Annotated in this window: 17 protein-coding genes; 10 read left to right on the top strand and 7 right to left on the bottom strand. The window is 36.6% G+C overall.

Annotation, left to right across the window (positions count from 1 at the left end; all coding sequences use genetic code 11):
• Positions 1 to 130: 130 nt before the first annotated feature.
• Positions 131 to 2,743, bottom strand: a complete 2,613-nt coding sequence (locus tag AC4G3L_RS00505) for a calcium-translocating P-type ATPase, PMCA-type (protein ID WP_491075022.1) — start codon at positions 2,741 to 2,743, stop codon at positions 131 to 133.
• Between the two features lie 422 nt (positions 2,744 to 3,165).
• Positions 3,166 to 4,008 carry a manganese catalase gene (locus AC4G3L_RS00510; protein WP_491075023.1) on the bottom strand — a complete coding sequence of 281 codons (843 nt, stop codon included), beginning with the start codon at positions 4,006 to 4,008 and terminating at the stop codon, positions 3,166 to 3,168.
• 801 nt (positions 4,009 to 4,809) lie between these two features.
• Between AC4G3L_RS00510 and AC4G3L_RS00515 the strand changes: the two genes are divergently transcribed.
• Both AC4G3L_RS00515 and AC4G3L_RS00520 read left to right on the top strand, forming a co-directional pair.
• Positions 4,810 to 5,241 (top strand): DUF2621 domain-containing protein, encoded by a 432-nt coding sequence (locus AC4G3L_RS00515; protein ID WP_491075024.1) that lies wholly within the window; start codon positions 4,810 to 4,812, stop codon positions 5,239 to 5,241.
• Between the two features lie 349 nt (positions 5,242 to 5,590).
• Positions 5,591 to 6,091 (top strand): NUDIX domain-containing protein, encoded by a 501-nt coding sequence (locus AC4G3L_RS00520; RefSeq protein ID WP_491075025.1) that lies wholly within the window; start codon positions 5,591 to 5,593, stop codon positions 6,089 to 6,091.
• A gap of 85 nt (positions 6,092 to 6,176) precedes the next feature.
• Here AC4G3L_RS00520 and AC4G3L_RS00525 read toward each other — a convergent pair whose 3' ends face one another.
• Together AC4G3L_RS00525 and AC4G3L_RS00530 are read right to left on the bottom strand one after the other, a co-directional pair.
• Entirely contained in the window at positions 6,177 to 6,788 is a 612-nt protein-coding gene (locus AC4G3L_RS00525) for a hypothetical protein (RefSeq protein ID WP_491075026.1), read from the bottom strand.
• Positions 6,789 to 7,078: 290 nt separating this feature from the next.
• Positions 7,079 to 7,219 (bottom strand): small acid-soluble spore protein P, encoded by a 141-nt coding sequence (locus AC4G3L_RS00530; protein WP_491075027.1) that lies wholly within the window; start codon positions 7,217 to 7,219, stop codon positions 7,079 to 7,081.
• Positions 7,220 to 7,367: 148 nt separating this feature from the next.
• Here AC4G3L_RS00530 and AC4G3L_RS00535 point away from each other — a divergent pair, with 148 nt between their 5' ends.
• The 7 genes from AC4G3L_RS00535 (at position 7,368) to AC4G3L_RS00565 (ending at position 14,972) form a co-directional block, all read left to right on the top strand.
• A complete protein-coding gene (locus AC4G3L_RS00535) occupies positions 7,368 to 7,643 on the top strand; it encodes a hypothetical protein (RefSeq protein ID WP_491075028.1) in 276 nt (91 codons plus the stop codon).
• A 235-nt stretch (positions 7,644 to 7,878) separates the two neighbouring features.
• A complete protein-coding gene (acnA, locus tag AC4G3L_RS00540) occupies positions 7,879 to 10,608 on the top strand; it encodes an aconitate hydratase AcnA (protein ID WP_491075029.1) in 2,730 nt (909 codons plus the stop codon).
• A gap of 192 nt (positions 10,609 to 10,800) precedes the next feature.
• Entirely contained in the window at positions 10,801 to 11,295 is a 495-nt protein-coding gene (locus AC4G3L_RS00545; RefSeq protein ID WP_491075030.1) for a TlpA family protein disulfide reductase, read from the top strand.
• A 137-nt stretch (positions 11,296 to 11,432) separates the two neighbouring features.
• Positions 11,433 to 11,564: an FbpB family small basic protein gene (locus AC4G3L_RS00550; RefSeq protein WP_491075031.1), complete on the top strand. Its 132-nt coding sequence runs from the start codon at positions 11,433 to 11,435 to the stop codon at positions 11,562 to 11,564.
• 66 nt (positions 11,565 to 11,630) lie between these two features.
• The gene (locus AC4G3L_RS00555; RefSeq protein WP_491075032.1) at positions 11,631 to 11,774 is read left to right on the top strand and encodes an acid-soluble spore protein N; all 144 of its coding nucleotides are present in this window, start codon (positions 11,631 to 11,633) and stop codon (positions 11,772 to 11,774) included.
• 444 nt (positions 11,775 to 12,218) lie between these two features.
• Entirely contained in the window at positions 12,219 to 14,516 is a 2,298-nt protein-coding gene (locus tag AC4G3L_RS00560) for an AAA family ATPase (RefSeq protein WP_491075033.1), read from the top strand.
• Positions 14,517 to 14,552: 36 nt separating this feature from the next.
• A complete protein-coding gene (locus tag AC4G3L_RS00565) occupies positions 14,553 to 14,972 on the top strand; it encodes an acyl-CoA thioesterase (RefSeq protein ID WP_491075034.1) in 420 nt (139 codons plus the stop codon).
• Between the two features lie 283 nt (positions 14,973 to 15,255).
• Here AC4G3L_RS00565 and AC4G3L_RS00570 read toward each other — a convergent pair whose 3' ends face one another.
• The 3 genes from AC4G3L_RS00570 to plsY all read right to left on the bottom strand — a co-directional run bounded on the left by AC4G3L_RS00570 (position 15,256) and on the right by plsY (position 18,082).
• Positions 15,256 to 15,546: a HesB/YadR/YfhF family protein gene (locus AC4G3L_RS00570; RefSeq protein WP_491075035.1), complete on the bottom strand. Its 291-nt coding sequence runs from the start codon at positions 15,544 to 15,546 to the stop codon at positions 15,256 to 15,258.
• Positions 15,547 to 15,891: 345 nt separating this feature from the next.
• Positions 15,892 to 17,031 carry a CapA family protein gene (locus AC4G3L_RS00575; protein ID WP_491075036.1) on the bottom strand — a complete coding sequence of 380 codons (1,140 nt, stop codon included), beginning with the start codon at positions 17,029 to 17,031 and terminating at the stop codon, positions 15,892 to 15,894.
• Positions 17,032 to 17,473: 442 nt separating this feature from the next.
• Positions 17,474 to 18,082 carry a glycerol-3-phosphate 1-O-acyltransferase PlsY gene (plsY, locus tag AC4G3L_RS00580; RefSeq protein ID WP_491075037.1) on the bottom strand — a complete coding sequence of 203 codons (609 nt, stop codon included), beginning with the start codon at positions 18,080 to 18,082 and terminating at the stop codon, positions 17,474 to 17,476.
• 161 nt (positions 18,083 to 18,243) lie between these two features.
• Between plsY and AC4G3L_RS00585 the strand changes: the two genes are divergently transcribed.
• Complete coding sequence (locus tag AC4G3L_RS00585) at positions 18,244 to 18,672, top strand: CoA-binding protein (RefSeq protein WP_491075038.1); 429 nt, start codon at positions 18,244 to 18,246, stop codon at positions 18,670 to 18,672.
• Positions 18,673 to 18,837: the final 165 nt, after the last annotated feature.

The following is an 18,837-nucleotide window of genomic DNA, read 5'->3' on the forward strand; positions in this document are numbered from 1 at the left end:
ACAGAAGAGCTGAATGGCCTTATTACTGTATGTGATTTATAAAAAGAATTAACCGAATAAAAGCACCCATTCTCAGGGTGCTATTAGACTGTATAAAGACTAAAGATGTCGTTAAAACAGAATTACCTTTTCATACTGACTTCGCTCTTCGTAATCGCTTTTCAATTTCAATGACGATGATTGGGACCACTCCAAGTCCGAGTGCGATAAAGTAATATACAGAAGGTAGGCGGGTAACCTCAAATATATAGGCTAGCGGTGGGATAAAGACAATCGCAACAATCAGCAGAAGTGATGCAAGTAATGCAAGTATCATGTACTTGTTTTCACGTAAATCGGATTGGAAAATGGATTTAGCTGTACGGACATTAAGAACATGAAAAAGCTGAGAGAGCGATAATACAAGAAAAGCCATGGTTTGAGCTGCTCCTAACGAATGCAGGTTTGTTCCTGCCAGGTAAAATCCGATTAAGGAAAGCACGGCAAACATCAGTCCCTGGAGGACGATCCGATAAAGGAGGCCGCCAGCAAAGATACCTTCTGCTTTTGGCTTCGGTCTTCTCTTCATAATATCCTCTTCAACTGGCTCCATCCCCAGAGCGAGAGCAGGGAGGCCATCCGTCACCAAATTGAGCCACAATAGATGGATGGCCAACAGAGGGGTCTGTTGCCAAATAATCATGGCAATGAAAACAATGAAAATTTCCCCCATATTGGTACCAAGCAGAAACTGAATGGCTTTGCGGATATTATCGTAAGTGCCGCGTCCTTCCTTTACTGCATCAACGATTGTGGCAAAATTATCATCTGTTAAGATCATATCAGAGGCACCTTTTGCGACATCCGTACCTGTTATGCCCATCGCACAGCCAATATCAGCAGCCTTTAAGGCGGGAGCATCATTGACACCGTCGCCAGTCATAGAGACGATTGCGCCTTTTTGCTGCCAGGCTCGTACAATCCGGATTTTATCCTCAGGAGATACACGGGCATAGACGGAGTATTCGTCGATAGAATCATTTAGTGCTTGGTCTGTCATTTTTTCAAGTTCTGCACCCGTAAGAGATTTTTGTCCCTCATTTAATATGCCAAGGTCCTTTGCAATGGCATTTGCTGTCCCGATGTGGTCACCAGTGATCATAACCGGTCTGATACCAGCCTTTTTACAAATCTGGACAGCATCTTTAGCCTCAGCGCGTGGAGGGTCAATCATCCCTAACAGCCCAACAAAGTGCAAATCGCGTTCAATCTCATTGCTGTCAAGATGATGCGGAACATTGCTTAGTTCCTTGTAAGCGACTGCGAGGACACGCATGGCATCATAGGTCATTTGGTTGTTAATTCTCTTAGCAGCTTCAAAATCACCAGTTTTACAGCGGTTCATCAGCACATCAAAGGCACCTTTAGTAAGAGCATAAGGTTTTCCTTCAATTATATGGACAGTAGTCATGAGCTTTCTTTCAGAATCAAAGGGAATCTCACCTACGCGTGGTGCTGCTTCATGGAGGCTTTCCTTTGTCATATCATTTTTCAGCGCGGCTGAGAGAATAGCAGTCTCAGTTGGATCGCCGATATGTTTTTCTTCTCCGTTTACAATTTCAACTGTTCCGTTGGAGGCTAAGGAACCAAGGCGAAGTAAGGATTTTATTTGGGCGGAGACATGGTTTGTCACATCTTCCGGTTCACCTTTGACCCATGCTTTCATAACGGTCATTTTATTTTGTGTGAGTGTTCCTGTTTTATCAGAACAAATAACTGATGCACTGCCCAAAGTTTCAACAGCCGGAAGCCTTCGGATAATGGCATTTCTCTTGACCATACGCTGCACGCCGAGAGCTAAAACAACCGTGACAATAGCTGGCAAACCTTCTGGAATAGCAGCAACCGCCAGGGAAACAGCAGTCATAAAGATTTCTAGAATAGGCATACCTGAATAAAATCCGATTGCAAAAATAACGATGCTGATTGTCAGCGCAAGTAAGCCAAGATATTTCCCCAGCTTCCCCAGTTTTTGCTGCAGAGGTGTCTGAGCTTGGTGGGCAGACTCAAGTAATTCAGCTATTTTACCCATTTGTGTATCCATACCGGTGCCAGTAACCAATGCTTTTCCACGGCCGTAGGAAACACTGCTTCCTGAAAAGACCATATTCACTCGATCTCCTAGAGGTGCGTCCTCTGTAACAATTGCTTTTTCGTTTTTCTCAACAGGGACTGATTCTCCGGTTAATGCTGATTCTTCTATTTTCAAGGAAGATGCCTCAACTAATCGTCCATCCGCAGGGATGAAATCGCCTGCTTCGAATTCAATCAGGTCACCAGGCACAATTTCGCTCGCTTCAACTTCATTTAATTTCCCATTGCGGATCACCTTGGCCCGCGGGGAAGAAAGGTTTTGCAATGCTTCCAGGGATTTTTCTGCTTTATTTTCCTGAACCACACCGAGTACAGCATTAAGAATAACAATGCTTAAAATGACGATTGGTTCAATGTATTCTTTAGTATCGTGGCCTTTAAGTGCGACAAAAAAGGAAACGGCCGCAGCGAAGATTAAGATTAGGACCATGATATCTTTAAATTGTTCAAAGAATCGTTGCACAAGCGATTTTTGTTTTTTTCCTTTTAATTTGTTAGGTCCATATTTAGCTTGCTGTTCCGTTACTTGCGTTTCAGTTAACCCTAGCTTGCTATTAGACCCGTATTCTTTTTCAAGATCTTCCATTTTCTTTACATGCGGATTAATCATAAAGAAACCTCCATTCCTTTTCGCTAAATATGCCTTTAGCATATCCAAAAGAGAACAGAGGATTCATTGGTTAGAAAATTGTTCAGGCTCATCCCTAATAATGGGAAAAGGTGATGAAATGGGAATGACAATGACAAATCTTAAAACATGACTAAATGAATATGTTATTCGTTTTGCCAGAATAGAACTATGATTTTCTGTTTCCTTAATTGATGATGGAAAACCCACGAGACAAAATCAAAAACCTCACCTAAAAATCATGTATGTTTTGAAGTGCATGGAATTTTTTGTGATGTTTTCGGTAACATGGAATATAGAATCATGTGACAATAGGGGGGAGACTAAAATAGTAGAGAAACTTGTAACCGTGTTTGGAGAACATTAAAAGATAAAAAAAGCACCCCAAAGGGCGCTTTTTTATCTTAAAGGATAGATTTGTCTGTATCTGTTGGTAATGTATTATGAGTTTCCAGCGGAGCAGGTTTTAACATTGGTTTTGCGCCTTCTGCAGGTGGAACCACTGCTTCATAACGGAATTCACCTTGTCCATCTGGTGCTGGGCCACTTGCCCAACTTCCAGTGCTGCTTTCTTCGCCTTCAGAGAAATTATATAAAGAGTATGCGATATCCAGACGTTCTTTTTCACGTGGGAATGTGCTTGGAACAAGTAATCCTTCTTGTTCTTCCAATTCAGCGATTGCTTTTGCCCAAAGGTTTTGGTGAAAGGAATCACGTGCGATAAGAACAGATAGCAAATCTTTAATTCCTGGATCATCTGTCATTTCATAAACACGGACTGCTGCTAAACGACCTTGTGATTCAGCATTCAGGTTAGAGCGGAAGTCAGCCAATAAGTTGCCGCTTGCTGTTACATAGCTTCCCATCCAAGGGTTACCAACACTGTCCTGTGGACGAGGATTTAATCCGGAAACAATAGCATGTTGTGGATTCATACCGCTTAGTACAGCAGCGATTGCTGGGTCAGCCATTGCATTTTCCTGATCTTTAAGTGGTGCGCCATCAAGTAGACGTGCAACCATAGTCGCTAACATTTCAACGTGGCCGATTTCTTCTGTACCAATATCTAATAAAAGATCCTTGTATTTTTCATTACCGCGTACGCTCCATCCTTGGAACAAATACTGCATCATAACAGTCATTTCACCATATTGTCCGCCGATTAATTCTTGAATTTTTTTAGCCATTAATGGATCTGCTTTAGTTGGTTTTGCTTCAAATTGAAGTTCTTTTTTATGAAAAAACATATCTCATACCTCCGTAAAAAGTAGTATTTTTCGAGCGGTTGCTCGTACAATCTAATAAGTACCCAGTGTTTTTCAAAAAGAAACATGTAACTAATAAATTTTGGTAATAGAGGGAAGGAAAAAGTCTTGATAAATAAGGAATTTGGGGAATAAAAAAAATATTCAGGAGGTGTTTATCTACTTTCGCAGAAGTTTAATAGGTTTATTTTCCTGTAAAGTTTACATAAAAATGGAAAAACATCCAGAATATTAGCATTCCGGATGCCTAAGTCGAGAGATAAATGTAGCAAAATCTTTTTATTATTTTCCAATTGGTGTTAATTGTTTATTCGTTTGTTGTTTAGCTATTGCTTCCATCTTCCTTAATTCTTCCCGAAGTAATCGTCTGACTTCTCTGCGTCTGTGTACTTTTTTTCCCATTAAATAAAGACCTCCCTAAAAATAGTGGAAAACAAACCGATCTGACTCTTTTAAAAAATATATAGTCGATTTAACAACAACCTTTTATTTAAGAAATAATGCATCTTGATTGTCATTGATATGAAGCGAACTGGCTGTATATTCCAATTTTTTAATACAGTCAGAGTGTAATAGCAGAGTTTTTCATATTACGGACTGTTACTGTATATTTCTGAATTTCTCAATTAACATAGATGGTTCCTAGAAAGTTAAAGGTGATCACTACTAATTTAGTAATTATTAGTCAATTTAGTTGAAGGTTTACAATCATTTGTTATAATAAATATGGAAATTATTAGATAGTTATGTAGTTTGGTATTACTTATATGGGGTGAATAGAATATGTTAGAAGGATGGTTTCTATGGTTCATCCTGCTTTGGATAATTTTTATGATTGGATTTATGGCAATTGGTGGATTTTTTATGTTTCGAAAATTCTTGAAGAAGCTTCCAAAAGAAGATGGAAAATCGGATATGGACAGAGAAGTCGAATATGTTGATCAAACAAGGGATCTTTGGAATCAGGATGGGAAAGCTTTTTTGGAAGAATTGGTCAGCCCTGTACCAGAGTTGTTTCGGGATGTAGCCAGGCATAAAATTGCTGGGAAAATTGGGGAACTGGCCCTTAAGGAAAAGGCAAATCAAATTACGTTGGACCTTATTATTAAAGGGTATATTTTGGCAACACCAAAGCGTGATCATAAATTTCTTCGCAAAAAATTGAAAACTGAAAAAATAGATATCAGTCCTTATGAACATTATTTCTCTGCTTAACCTCCTCTTCGGTAGAAGAGGTTTTTTCAATTGCCTAGACGTTAACAGAGTAGCGACAGGAATTACGAATAATGGCGAGGACCACCTTTATCAATGGTCCGTAATCTGAAATAAAGAGAAAACTAGTTATGCTTATTTAATCTTAATTGTAGCAGTAAATTTATTGGTATTTTACTTCGCTCAAGTCCACATAACAAATAGTTTTGATATGAAAATTTAAAATGATACCTAATATAACGGATAGGCATGATGCGTTTTATTAAAGATATGCTTAAATATATATAACAAATAGAGTAAAAAGATATATAATCTAACTAAGAATCAGAAGTAAGATAAAGGGGTCAAAAAAATGGAACTAATCAAGGAAATTTATGATGATGCGTCAGAACAGTATACGGGTCTTGCATACCGTATCAGAAAGGCATCCAGAGCCGTAGTCATTAATGACCGCGATGAAATTGCACTTTTATTTGTTACAAATGGAAACTATCATAAATTACCTGGTGGAGGTATTAAAGATGGTGAAACGATTTATGAGGCACTAAAAAGAGAGGTCGAAGAGGAAGTAGGGACCTTAATCGAGGATATTAAAGAACTCGGCATCACTATTGAATACCGCAACAACGAAGAACTTCTTCAATTGTCATATGGATACACGGCTAAAGCTACTGGTGATTTAAAAGATCCTATGTATACAGATGAAGAGATAAATGATGGCTTTGTACTGAGATGGGTACCAATTAAGATAGCAATTGAGATATTAAAACAAGATATGCCTGCCAATGATAAAGGAAAATTTATTCAGCAAAGAGATCTTGAATTCTTATTAAAAGCTGATGAAGTGATTTAATTGAATAGAGAAATAAACGAACTGCACTCAAAAATTGTTAATAAATAAAACAGAAGATCCTGAGTGCAGTTGTTTTTTTGAGTTTTCATTTTAAACTTCTTTCTAAGTCAGCCATTGAATAGGTCTCTGAAACACCTTTTTTTGTATATAAATATTCGATAAGATTCTTATCATCTTTAAAAAGATCTAATAGACCGTAATAGATGTTTTTTAAATAGGGCAGAGAAGGAGGGGTTATTTTCTTATCAGACAATTTACGATTGTCTGTAAATGTAAAGATCGGATAACCCTCAGCTTCGCCCAAGTAGAGAATGTTTCCATACCATGATTCATTAACAGAATAGGTGTGAACTCTTTTCTCTAATTCAAGATTAACTTCCATCTCAAAATCACCATTTTCCTGTTGTACAATTTGCTTAAATTGATCGCTTGTAATTAAATATTTCTTTCCAAATGTGTTCGTACTTTTATCTTTTACAATATCAATAAAAGCGACACCACCCTTCCAACGATTTGAGTATTCCGAGAAATACATTTCATATGGAAGGGATATAGGGGCCGACTTTATAGGAAAAGCAGGATTAGAGCATCCAGATTCAGCTGTTGTTGAACCCTCTGGCTTTCCCCCACTTATATAACAATGGAAGCGACTTTTTAATAAATTCGAGCCATAACTTGCGTACCATACATAATCCATTCTTTTAAAATAACCTCCTGTAATAAAAATGATTATATAGGTATAAGTACCACAAAAGGTTTTATTTACACATATTAATGAATTAAGAAACGCTCAACAAAATACGAATGATGTATAAGAAATAGCATGAACGTTAAAAGAATATACTTGGTATATAGGATGAAAATTATAAGGTTATAAAAAAGTAGAAAAATACTTTGGAGAAGATGCTAAAGAGCTGGAGGAAGTGCACCTATAAAAAAATACTGCGAGAGAAATTGAAATATTTCTCTCGCAGTAAATGGTTTATGTTACATATCATGATGAGAATGATTTTTTTGGCGTGTATGCTGCCTGTTTTTTACTTTATGAGAGCCGCTTAATGGAGCGGGCTGACCATTGTGATTATTGTCTTTAGAGCCTTTTTGATGGTTAGCATTTTTATTTGGCATCTTAATCCCTCCTGTATTTTAGTATGAGTGTCAATGAAATGATTATACTGGTATATAATAACGATTAGTTTAGATGATGATTTATACCATGAATAAGGCAGAATCATTCCGTACATCATAGAAGATATATTGCTAAGGAGGGGTGCATGTGCCTTATCACAAAAATAAAGTTCAGGCTTTTCAATCAGCACAAAATGGAGTAAGAAAAGCAGTGGAAGTCCATGAAAATTTAGAATCGATGCAGCATGACCCACAATTTGGGCATGAATTGAGCCATCTATGGGAAGAGATTAACGAAGCATATCAGCAAGTTGAAAATGCGTATGAAATTGCAAGTGAACATCAAAAAGGCCAGCTGGATAATTACAGAGACACATTAGATAAGATGGTTTCAGATTTAGATAAATATCAAAACCTTCAATAATTAAAGCCAATCAGCAATTATCTTAACATTGCTGATTGGCCTTTTGTTTTATTAGGAAAATAATTACCATTAAGTAAAACTTATAGGAGGTAATAAATTACTTATATTTTACATTATGAAAAGGTTATATTAATATTAAATTGTTAGAATATTAGAATTGAACGAAGAGTATTTAACTGTTCTACAATTTGTATTCTGTAACTTATTTATTTTTTACCTAGAGGGGGTAATTTGAGTGGGGAAAAATGATGTGTTCGACTCACGAAGATTTTTTGAGATTGATGGTAAACGCTATCATTACTACAATTTGAATGTATTGGAAGAAGCAGGTGTCGGTGAAGTATCCAAGCTGCCATATTCCATTAAAGTTTTATTGGAAAGTGTTTTGCGTCAAATGGATGGGAGAATCATAAAAAAGGAACATGTAGAAAATCTGGCTAAATGGGGCACGGAAGATATGTCGATTGATGTCGATGTTCCTTTTAAACCTTCCCGCGTTATTTTGCAGGACTTCACAGGTGTTCCAGCAGTTGTAGATCTTGCTTCATTACGTAAAGCTATGGCTGATATCGGCGGAGATGCTGATAAGATAAATCCCGAAATACCGGTTGATTTAGTTATTGACCATTCTGTTCAGGTTGATAAATATGGGACTGCAGATTCTCTGCAGATAAATATGGATTTTGAATTTGAACGAAATGCCGAACGTTACCAGTTCTTAAGCTGGGCCCAAAAAGCATTTGATAATTATCGTGCTGTTCCACCTGATACCGGTATTGTTCACCAAGTTAACCTTGAATATTTGGCAAATGTTGTTCATGCGACTGAAATGCCCGATGGTGATTACATGGCATATCCAGATTCATTGGTAGGAACCGATTCTCATACTACGATGATCAATGGCCTTGGTGTATTGGGATGGGGTGTAGGTGGAATTGAAGCGGAAGCAGGTATGCTTGGCCAACCTTCCTATTTTCCTGTACCTGAAGTAATTGGTGTACGTTTTATTAATTCCTTGCCAAATGGTGCCATGGCAACAGATTTGGCTTTAAAAGTTACTGAAATTTTACGTAAAAGTGGCGTTGTAAATAAATTTGTTGAATTTTTTGGTCCTGGTATGAGTGCTTTATCACTATCAGACCGTGCAACCATCGCCAATATGGCACCTGAATATGGCGCTACATGCGGATTTTTCCCAATTGACGAGGAATCTCTCAAATATATGCGATTGACAGGACGAACTGAAGACCATATTGCAATCGTTGAGAAATATTGTAAAGAAAATGGCTTGTTCTACTATAAAAATAGTGATGAACCAAGATATACAAAAGTGATTGAGATTGATCTTTCAGAAATTGAGGCTAATTTATCCGGTCCTAAACGTCCACAGGATCTAATTCCATTATCGAATATGAAATCTGCTTTCACTGAAGCGTTAACTGCTCCAGTCGGAAACGCAGGGTTCGGACTTAGCCAGGAAGAAATCAACAAGAAAATTACGGTTCAGCTGAAAGATGGCCGTCAAGCTCCAATGAAAACGGGGGACATCGCTATTGCAGCTATAACTAGCTGTACAAATACATCTAACCCATATGTAATGCTTGGTGCCGGTCTTGTTGCCAAGAAGGCTGTGGAATTAGGCTTACGGGTTCCGCATCATGTAAAAACATCTTTAGCTCCGGGATCAAAAGTCGTGACAGGTTATTTGCGTGATGCTGGACTGCAAACATACATGGATGAGCTTGGTTTTAATCTTGTAGGGTATGGCTGTGCCACATGTATTGGTAACTCAGGTCCATTAATGGATGAAATTGAAGTAGCTGTCGCCGAAGCTGATCTACTCGTTACTTCTGTATTATCAGGTAACCGGAACTTTGAAGGTCGTATTCATCCGTTAGTAAAAGCAAACTATTTGGCATCACCGCCATTGGTTGTCGCATATGCCTTGGCCGGTACAGTAGATGTTGATCTAGAACATGATCCAATAGGTAAAGGGTTGGATGGAAAAGACGTTTATTTCAAAGATATCTGGCCAACAAGTGAAGAGATTAATAAACTGGTACAGGATACTGTGACATCAGATCTTTTCCTTAAAGAGTATGAGCATGTATTTGATGATAACGCTAGATGGAATGAAATCCAAACCAGCAATGAACCATTATATAACTGGGACTTTGATTCAACATATATTCAAAATCCACCATATTTTGAAAAAATGGATCCTAATCCTTCAGAGGTAAAACCGCTTGATGGATTACGTATTGTAGGATTATTTGGTGATTCGGTTACAACTGACCATATATCTCCAGCAGGATCGATTGGCAAGGATACTCCTGCAGGTAAATACTTGCGTGAAAAAGGAGTGGCTATTCGTGATTTTAACTCATATGGCTCCCGTCGCGGTAACCATGAAGTCATGATGCGTGGTACTTTTGCCAATATCCGTATTCGAAATCAAATTGCCCCAGGTACTGAAGGTGGTTATACCACTTATTGGCCTACCGGTGAAGTTATGTCTATCTATGATGCATGTATGGAATATAAAAAAGACGATACTGGCTTAATTGTGTTAGCAGGAAAAGATTATGGGATGGGAAGTTCTCGTGACTGGGCTGCTAAAGGAACCAATTTGCTTGGTATTAAAACAGTAATTGCGGAAAGCTTTGAAAGAATTCACCGCTCTAATCTTGTATTGATGGGTGTGCTTCCGCTTCAGTTTAAAGAAGGCGAAAGTGCTAAAACTCTTGGGTTAACGGGTAAAGAAAGAATCTTTATCCCTGTCAATGAAAATGTTAAACCACGTGATATCATAACAGTAACGGCAATCGCTGAGGACGGAACAGAGAAGAAATTTGACGTTTTAGTTCGATTTGATTCTGATGTCGAAATTGATTATTATCGCCATGGCGGTATATTGCCAATGGTACTGCGTGGTAAATTACAAGAAACTTCATCTACAATGTAAGGATTTAAAAGCTGACTTCGGTCAGCTTTTTTATATTGATGTTCCTTTATTTTCATAAGGTAAATAATAATCTCGTATATATAAGTAAAAATCTCAGTTCTAATTAACTCACTTTACAGACTTTCGCAAATATGGAAATACTGATACAATTTCCTTTGGGGATGTACATATATGTGGCTGGGGGAGTTTACTATGAAAAAAATCATCGGGTCATTCTTGTTGTTGGTACTGATTGGTTTAGCATTTTACGGAGTACTGAAAAGTCAGGATACACCTGTTGAAGCAGGTGAGGGAAATGAAGCTATTAACTTTACTTTGAAAGATCCTGATGGGAAGGAAATTTCCTTATCAGATTATAAAGGGAAAAAAGTATTTTTAAATTTTTGGGCTACATGGTGCAATCCTTGCAAAAAGGAGATGCCTGAAATGGAAAAAATCCATCAAACCTATCCAAACGTAGTGGTTCTAGCCGTGAATATGGATTCTGATAAAGATATTAAAGGATTTATGAAGAATCTAGATTTAACTTTTCCAACGGTATTGGATGTAGATAGTGAAGTCAACAAAAAGTATAAGGTGGTATCGATTCCAACTTCATTTTTTATAAATGAAAAGGGAGTCATTGAGAAAAAAGTAGTGGGAATAATGGAATATAAACAAATGGAAGAAAATATCAGGAACATGTAAACAGCCGAGTAGGCTGTTTTTTCACATTAAATAGCCAATTCAGATATTTATATTTTCAAAAAAGGTTATAAATACAAAAAGTAAAGGCAAAGATAATAAAGATAAAGAAAAATACGATTACGGATGGTGGTATATAGATGAAAAAGCGAAAAAGAATGTCTTTAGCCGATTTAATTATGGAAAATAAAAAGCTAATCTTAATGGATAAAGAAGCTATGGCTATCCTTGAGGATCGAATTGATAAAAGAATGATGGAAAGAGCCGAATAGTATCCATAATATACCCTTCATAAGACGTACCTAAATAAGCATGCTAAGTATGAAGGGGTGAAAAAAATGGGTAATCCGAAAAGAAATTCTAAACCATTTGTACCAAATCATATTGGGACTCAGCCGAGAGCCGCTGGAGGAAATAAAGGTAAAAAGATGCAAGATACTTCTGGAAAACATCCAGATGTCATTCAAACCAAAGGTGAATAATTGGTAAAGACAGAATATTTAAAACCTGCTTGTAAACCGATTTGGTAAACGAGCGGGTTCTTTTTTGCTTTCAATTTCGACTGAATATCTAGTTAAAAATTCGAGAATTATTTCTATAATGAAATAAAAATACTATGTTCCAAATCTTCATAGTTAATTTTAAAACCCAAAACCCAGCAATCAAGAAGAATGAACCGAATCAAAGAAAACCAAAAATAAAAATAGGGGAATAAATTTCCTTCCTCTTTAACCATGAAGGAATGTGAACGTTAAAACTTGCGGATATTACATGAACAAATACTTGCAAGAAGTGATTAAAATTCCATTAAGCTCAGACTGTTTTAAAACCAATACTTATCTGTTATACATAAGCCAAATAGATTAAACTGGACCGTGTTGTATGGTAGGATGGATACATCGACTAAAAAAGGATGAAACAAAAAGATGGAATTTATGATAACCCAATATATAAATAAGCTCGATGAGTGGGAGAGAAAATGGAATGAACAAGGTTCTCTGCCTGCTAAATCCGAATTGCTTGAAGCAGTACAATGGCTTTGTCACAACCAAGCTATTCAAGAAGATCAAAACGAAGTTGAAGGAAAACTGCTCTATTTATTGGCTCTTCAAAGGAGTAAAGAAAAGGAACAAGATGATTTATATTATCTATTAATTGAGGAAGCTAATCGCTTATTAAATGACAGAGCTGATATACAGTTACTACTGGAGAGTAAACAATTAAATCAATTCAATGATTTATTTGCCGGCTTTCGTATTCCAACTTTACGAGAAACGGATAATCGAACAGCCAAACGTAATACCGTCATTCAAATTATGACTGAAACAAATTTATATTTGAATCGAACATCCGATGCGTTAAAGCAAATTAGTCATATAGCAGAATCAGAAGCCAGTATGGCTGCAAAAAGGTATTTAGATGAAATACTTATCCATATGCAAAAGGTCCTTTCTACAGCTAAAGAATATGAAGAGACTTTAAGCGGCAATTTTCATACCGCCATTGTTTATCAGGAGTTTAAATCTTCACTAAATACATTGAATAATAGGATCGATCAATTTAATGAATATATATCAAAACAAGATAAGAATAACCATGAAGATCATCAAAGTGCATTAGTAGAACTTAGCAAAATGATTGGTCTAAGTGAAATTAAAAAACGGGTGAACCAGCTTTATCAATTTCTAAAATATCAGAAACAGCGGGAAAAAATGGGGTTTAGTAATACAGGGGATATTAGTCTTAATATGGTTCTCACAGGGAACCCAGGTACTGGAAAGACGACCTTGGCCAGATTATTGGCGAAAATCTACTATGAATTAGGCATATTGCCGAAGGAATCGATCGTTGAAGTAGATCGGTCTAAATTGGTTGGAGCGTATGTTGGACAAACAGAGGAAAATGTTCGTAAGGCCGTTGAAGAAGCAATTGGAGGTGTACTCTTCATTGATGAGGCGTATAGCCTGAAAAGAGAGGGGCAACAAGGCGCTGATTATGGCCAAACTGTTATTGATACCCTGATATCACTTATGGATAGTGCCGAATATGCAGGGAAATTCGCAGTTATATTAGCAGGATATCCTGAAGAAATGAGACAATTTTTGGATAGTAATCCAGGACTGCGGAGTCGTTTCCCTCATTTTAATTATATGGAATTACCAGACTATTCATTGGATGAAATGGTTCAGATTGCTATTCAGTCGGCTGAGAAGAATCATTATTTTATCGCCCCAGAAGCTATTCCTGCTTTAAAAAAACGAATCGAATATGAGATGGTCGATCAAACATTTGGGAATGCCAGAACAGTAAAGTCGATTGTCATGGATGCTATATTCCATAAAGGTTCGATTGGTAACAGGATGGATAATGGGAGCTTTTTAAACTTTCTTCTTTTGCAGGAAGTAGATTTTTCTTCACAGTTCCCTATAGCTACAGGAGATCCACAGTTAGAATTAATGAATCTGGTTGGTCTGGATACAATTAAAGAGGAGATACATAAACTATCCGCATTTGTAAAGATTCAACAATCGAGAAGGCAGGCAGGTAAGAGTACAGTACCTATTCAGCTTCATGCAGTCTTTACCGGAAATCCAGGGACTGGAAAAACGACAGTTGCAAAGCTATATTCTGAAATTCTCCGAGATTGTGGATTGTTGAAGAGGGGACATCTCGTTGTAGCAAGCCGTGCTGATTTCGTGGCAGGCTACGTTGGGCAGACTGCCATTAAAACGAAAAAGAAAGTTCAAGATGCATTGGGTGGTGTGCTATTTATTGATGAGGCTTACTCCTTATTGAGCTCTTCTAATTCAGACTATGGGAAAGAAGTGGTCAATACATTGGTTGATGAGATGACGAAACATAATGAAAACCTCGTCATTATCTTGGCAGGGTATCCGGATGAAATGAAGACTTTGCTGTCCAGTAATCCAGGTTTTTCATCAAGATTTAAAAAGTTCATGCATTTCCCGGACTACACAATCGAAGAATTAATGCAGATTATTGAGAACTATGCTCAAAAGTATCAATATGTATTAGATCAGCCAGCAAAAGATTATTTAGTTGAAAAATTAAATCTCATTAAAATTGATGGGAATGGACGCTTTGCCATCAATCTGGTGGATAATGCTATTCAGGCGCAGGCTGTTCGCTTGATTGACGAAACACATAGGGATGTTGACAATTCTACCTTGGTGAAGGCAGATTTTCAAAATGTGTTAGAATAGAGAAGGAACCATTATAGTAGAATAGGAGTGTAAGGAATGTTTGTTTCAAAGAAAGAAATCCAGTTGTTTTACGCAGATACAGATATGATGGGCGTTATGTATCATGCCAACTATCTAAAGTGGTTTGAACTGGGAAGAACTGCTCTTATTGAAGAGTTAGGCTATAAATATAACGACATGGAAGAAGCTGGATATTATGCTCCTGTTTATGATGTTCAAGTAACCTATAAAACACCATTACGATATGGTGATAAAGCATATGTACATACATGGATAGAAGAAAATAACGGGTTAAAAACGCTATATGGCTATGAAATCCGGAATCAGCATGATCAGGTATGTGCAACAGGGACTACCACACATATCGTTGTTAGAAAAGACAATTTCAGACCGATTCAGTTCAAAAAAGCATTTCCGGAATGGAATGCAAAATACGAAGAAATTAAACGTAAATAGATATAGGTGTAATTAAAAGGTCGACGGCTAAGTCATTATTATGGCTTAGCCGTCAACCTTTTTTTGTACTTACTAGATGGATGGTCGCAGTCTTCCCCAGATTTCATCATTATCATGTTATAGGTAATGAAAAGAAGTTGAAAAAGTAGATAAGAAATCTATATATTCCTGATATCAAGGGAGGTTATATAAATCGAGAAAAAGCAAAAGCAGGCTGGGAAACGAATGCGTTTTCTCGGCCTGCTATTAGACTGGGGCTTTATACGATCAGCTCATGTCACCATTATTTACTGTAGTTGAACGTAGGCTCTGCTTTTCGATCATCGAACGTTACATGAAGATCATGTCCGTCAAAATACCATACATCATCATCCGTAACAAAATAGGTGATTTCATTCATTTCAAGGGTTACTGCCGTTTGGTTAGGATCCTCTTTATTAATTCCAAGAGAGAAACCTGACTGGATAGGGCTATATCCTCCATAACGAGGGAAGAATCGTAGACTATCGCCTTTTTCAAGTTCTAATTCTTCTTTATACCATGCTGCTGATTTGTCGTCTATTGTAATTTTCATAGATGTATCCTCCTGATATTTATTGATTTTTATAGTATATCTGATTTTCGGATACTACCATTATGACATAATGGATATAAAATAACGACTTATCGGTATGGGATCAATATAAATAACCAATTAAGACTCTTCCTTGATGAAGCCAGTACTGTACACATATAGCCTCTTCATATCACCAATCCAATGGAAGCGTTTCTGGTAAGAGTTTGATTTATCAAAATAGAACTCTAGTTAGTTATATATCCTTTAAATATCAGGGTTAATCTATTTAGTGACGATCCTTTGAAATAAAAAAGGCTACCCATCTGCAGAGTATATCATGTGGGAGAGCCTTGTATGAAATTCTTATTTTGTTGTATTACCTGACATGAATTCAGTCAGTTCTTCTTTAGTGGTCTTATTCTGGCCAAATACTTCTTCATTAGCAAAAGGTTTTATTCTAAAATCATGATCATTTTGATTGGTTACATAAGTTGGGGTAAAGGTAACATCAGATACAGTTGTAATAGCACCTGTAGCAGACGACTTTTTGTTAATATTGATTGTAACCATTCCGCCGATATCTCTATAGTCATTTTGTTGACCGGAAATAAAATTACCTAATGAATAAACGACTAATGTTTTATGTTTATCGGTCTCAACCCATTCAATCGGCTGCAGGACATGAGGGTGATGTCCGATAATGATGTCAGCACCCGCTTCGGCCATTAATTTTGCCACTCTTCTTTGTTCATCTGATGGAGTCCGTTTATATTCTAATCCCCAATGGGCATTGATAAGGATGAGATCGACTTTACCCCGTAAATCCTTAATATCTTGTGTGATTCTCCGATCGTCTAAGTAATTGACTAAATAATCTTTCCCATCTGGAATAGGGATCCCATTCGTTCCATAGGTGTAGGAAAGGAAACCAATGTGTATTCCATTTACTTCTATGATTCGATCACGCCTGGCATCTTCATTATTTTTGTTAATACCGACGTATGGCATTCCAATTTTATTATAATAATCAATTGCGCGAAGAATTCCTTTTTCACCCTTATCGAGTGAGTGGTTATTTGCCAGGGTTACCAGATCTATTCCAACGTCCTGTAAAGTATCCGAGATTTCATATGGAGAGTTAAATGATGGATAACTGGATAATCCCAGATCGCTTCCAGCTGCAATAGATTCCTGATTAGCTATTGTAAAATCAGGATTACTTAACATGTCTTTTACAGGTGCGAACATATCTGAAAAGTCATAACCGGAACCAGTATCAGCATCTTTATAGACCTCATCATGCAGTAATATATCACCAATCGCTCCAATTTCAGCTGTTGTTTGGTATATTCGTTCTGATAATACGACCTCTTTTTTATACGACAATGTTACCGCTTTTTCATTAGATTGCTTAAAAACCTCATCCTTATTTATAGACATAAATATAGCTATAGATCCTGTAAGTATACTAATGAATGAAAAGAGGATTATTTTATTCTTCATGGTTCACCTACCCAGCAAAATTCTTGTAGAATCAGGAATTTATCATACAACCATTCCTATTTGTATATTGCCACTTTTTCTATTAAAATGCAAAATAAGGATTTTTGTGGGCAGTTGGACTTGGAATTTTGACAAAGTTTTACTATTTACAACTAATTCTTTATAAAAATGTCTAAAATTGTTTGGATTCGAAGGTGGTTAGCTATAAGCGTTTAGAAGTTGGTTTAATCAAGATAAATGAGGTACTGTAAAATTCAATAAATAGGAGGGAGAATGATAAAAACAGTGAATTAAAATTTGTAGATTATTTCTATTTTATTGAAAGGAAATAGGGGTACCTATATTGGGTAATGTATTAATTTACCTGTTGAAAAGAACTACAAGAGTAAAAGGAAAAGACTGTTTTTGCACCCCGTAGGAGGGTAACAAAAACAGTCTTATATCAACGCTTAAACAAATTAACTTTTGGCTCTGTTTTATTAATAATCCTTTTAATATTGGCACGGTGTCGATAAAAGATAAAACCTACCAGGAAGAAAATTAAAATTTGAAAGGACAAATCATCTGTAAAGATGATATATACAAGAGCAACAATCGCAATCAACATGGAAGATAAGGAAACAATTTTAGTTAATAATAAGAATATAAAAAAGCATGCGACTAGAATTAAAAACAACTTTGGATCATACCCAAGTAAAATACCGCCTGAAGTTGCTACTGCTTTACCGCCTCGGAATCCTGCAAAAATCGGATACATATGACCAATAACCGCTAATAAACCGCAAACTAACGGAATGGCAATCCAGCTAGGCCAATTATCTGCTTGTATATGAATTATGTATGGCAATAAGGTTGCAAGAGTACCTTTTAAAATATCAACTGATGTCACAATAAGTCCGGCTTTTTTACCAAGTGTGCGGAATGTATTGGTTCCACCAAGATTTCCGCTGCCATGTTCCCGTATATCTATGTTATAAAAGACTTTCCCTATAATTAAGCCTGATGGTATGGATCCAAGCAGATAGGACAGAACAAATAATAAATATAACATACAAACATTTCCTTTCTAACACAATTATTCAATATATTTTACCATGTACATATAAAAAGACATACAAATTTATTTTAATTGGTAAACTTAAACACTTTCCTATTAGGTGAGTACCGTTTATTCTATAATAGCCTAAGGGTATACATAAGAATACATTCAAAATGAAGGGGTTTGAGCTCATGATAGAAAATCCTGTAAGAGAAGAAATTGGTGTACTGTTAAAAAAAGCGAAACGAATAGCTGTCGTTGGCCTTTCTGATAATCCTGAGCGGACATCCTATATGGTGTCAAAAGCTATGCAGGATAATGGATATGAAATTATCCCTGTCAATCCTGCAGTGGACAGTGTTTTGGGGGTTAAGGCGGTAAAAACATTGAAAGATATCGAGGGTCATGTAGATATCGTTAATATTTTTCGACGTTCTGAATACGTTATGGACCTTGCAAAAGAATTTATGGAAATTAATGCGGATATATTTTGGACTCAATTGGGAGTTGTAGATGAAGAGGCTTTCCATATGCTAAAGGATAAAGGGTACACGGTGATTATGGATCGCTGTATAAAAGTCGAGCATGCCCTAACTAAATGATATAAAATGACCACCAATTACTCATAAATACATAATTGGTGGTTTTATTATGTAGCGAGTACCAAAAACTAATAGTTGTAAAAAGAGTGTACATGAGACCATAATTAAGATATAGGTCGGAAATTATATAATTATTTGTACTAAATAGCACGGGGACGGCAACGT

The organism is Bacillus sp. z33 (assembly GCF_058313615.1).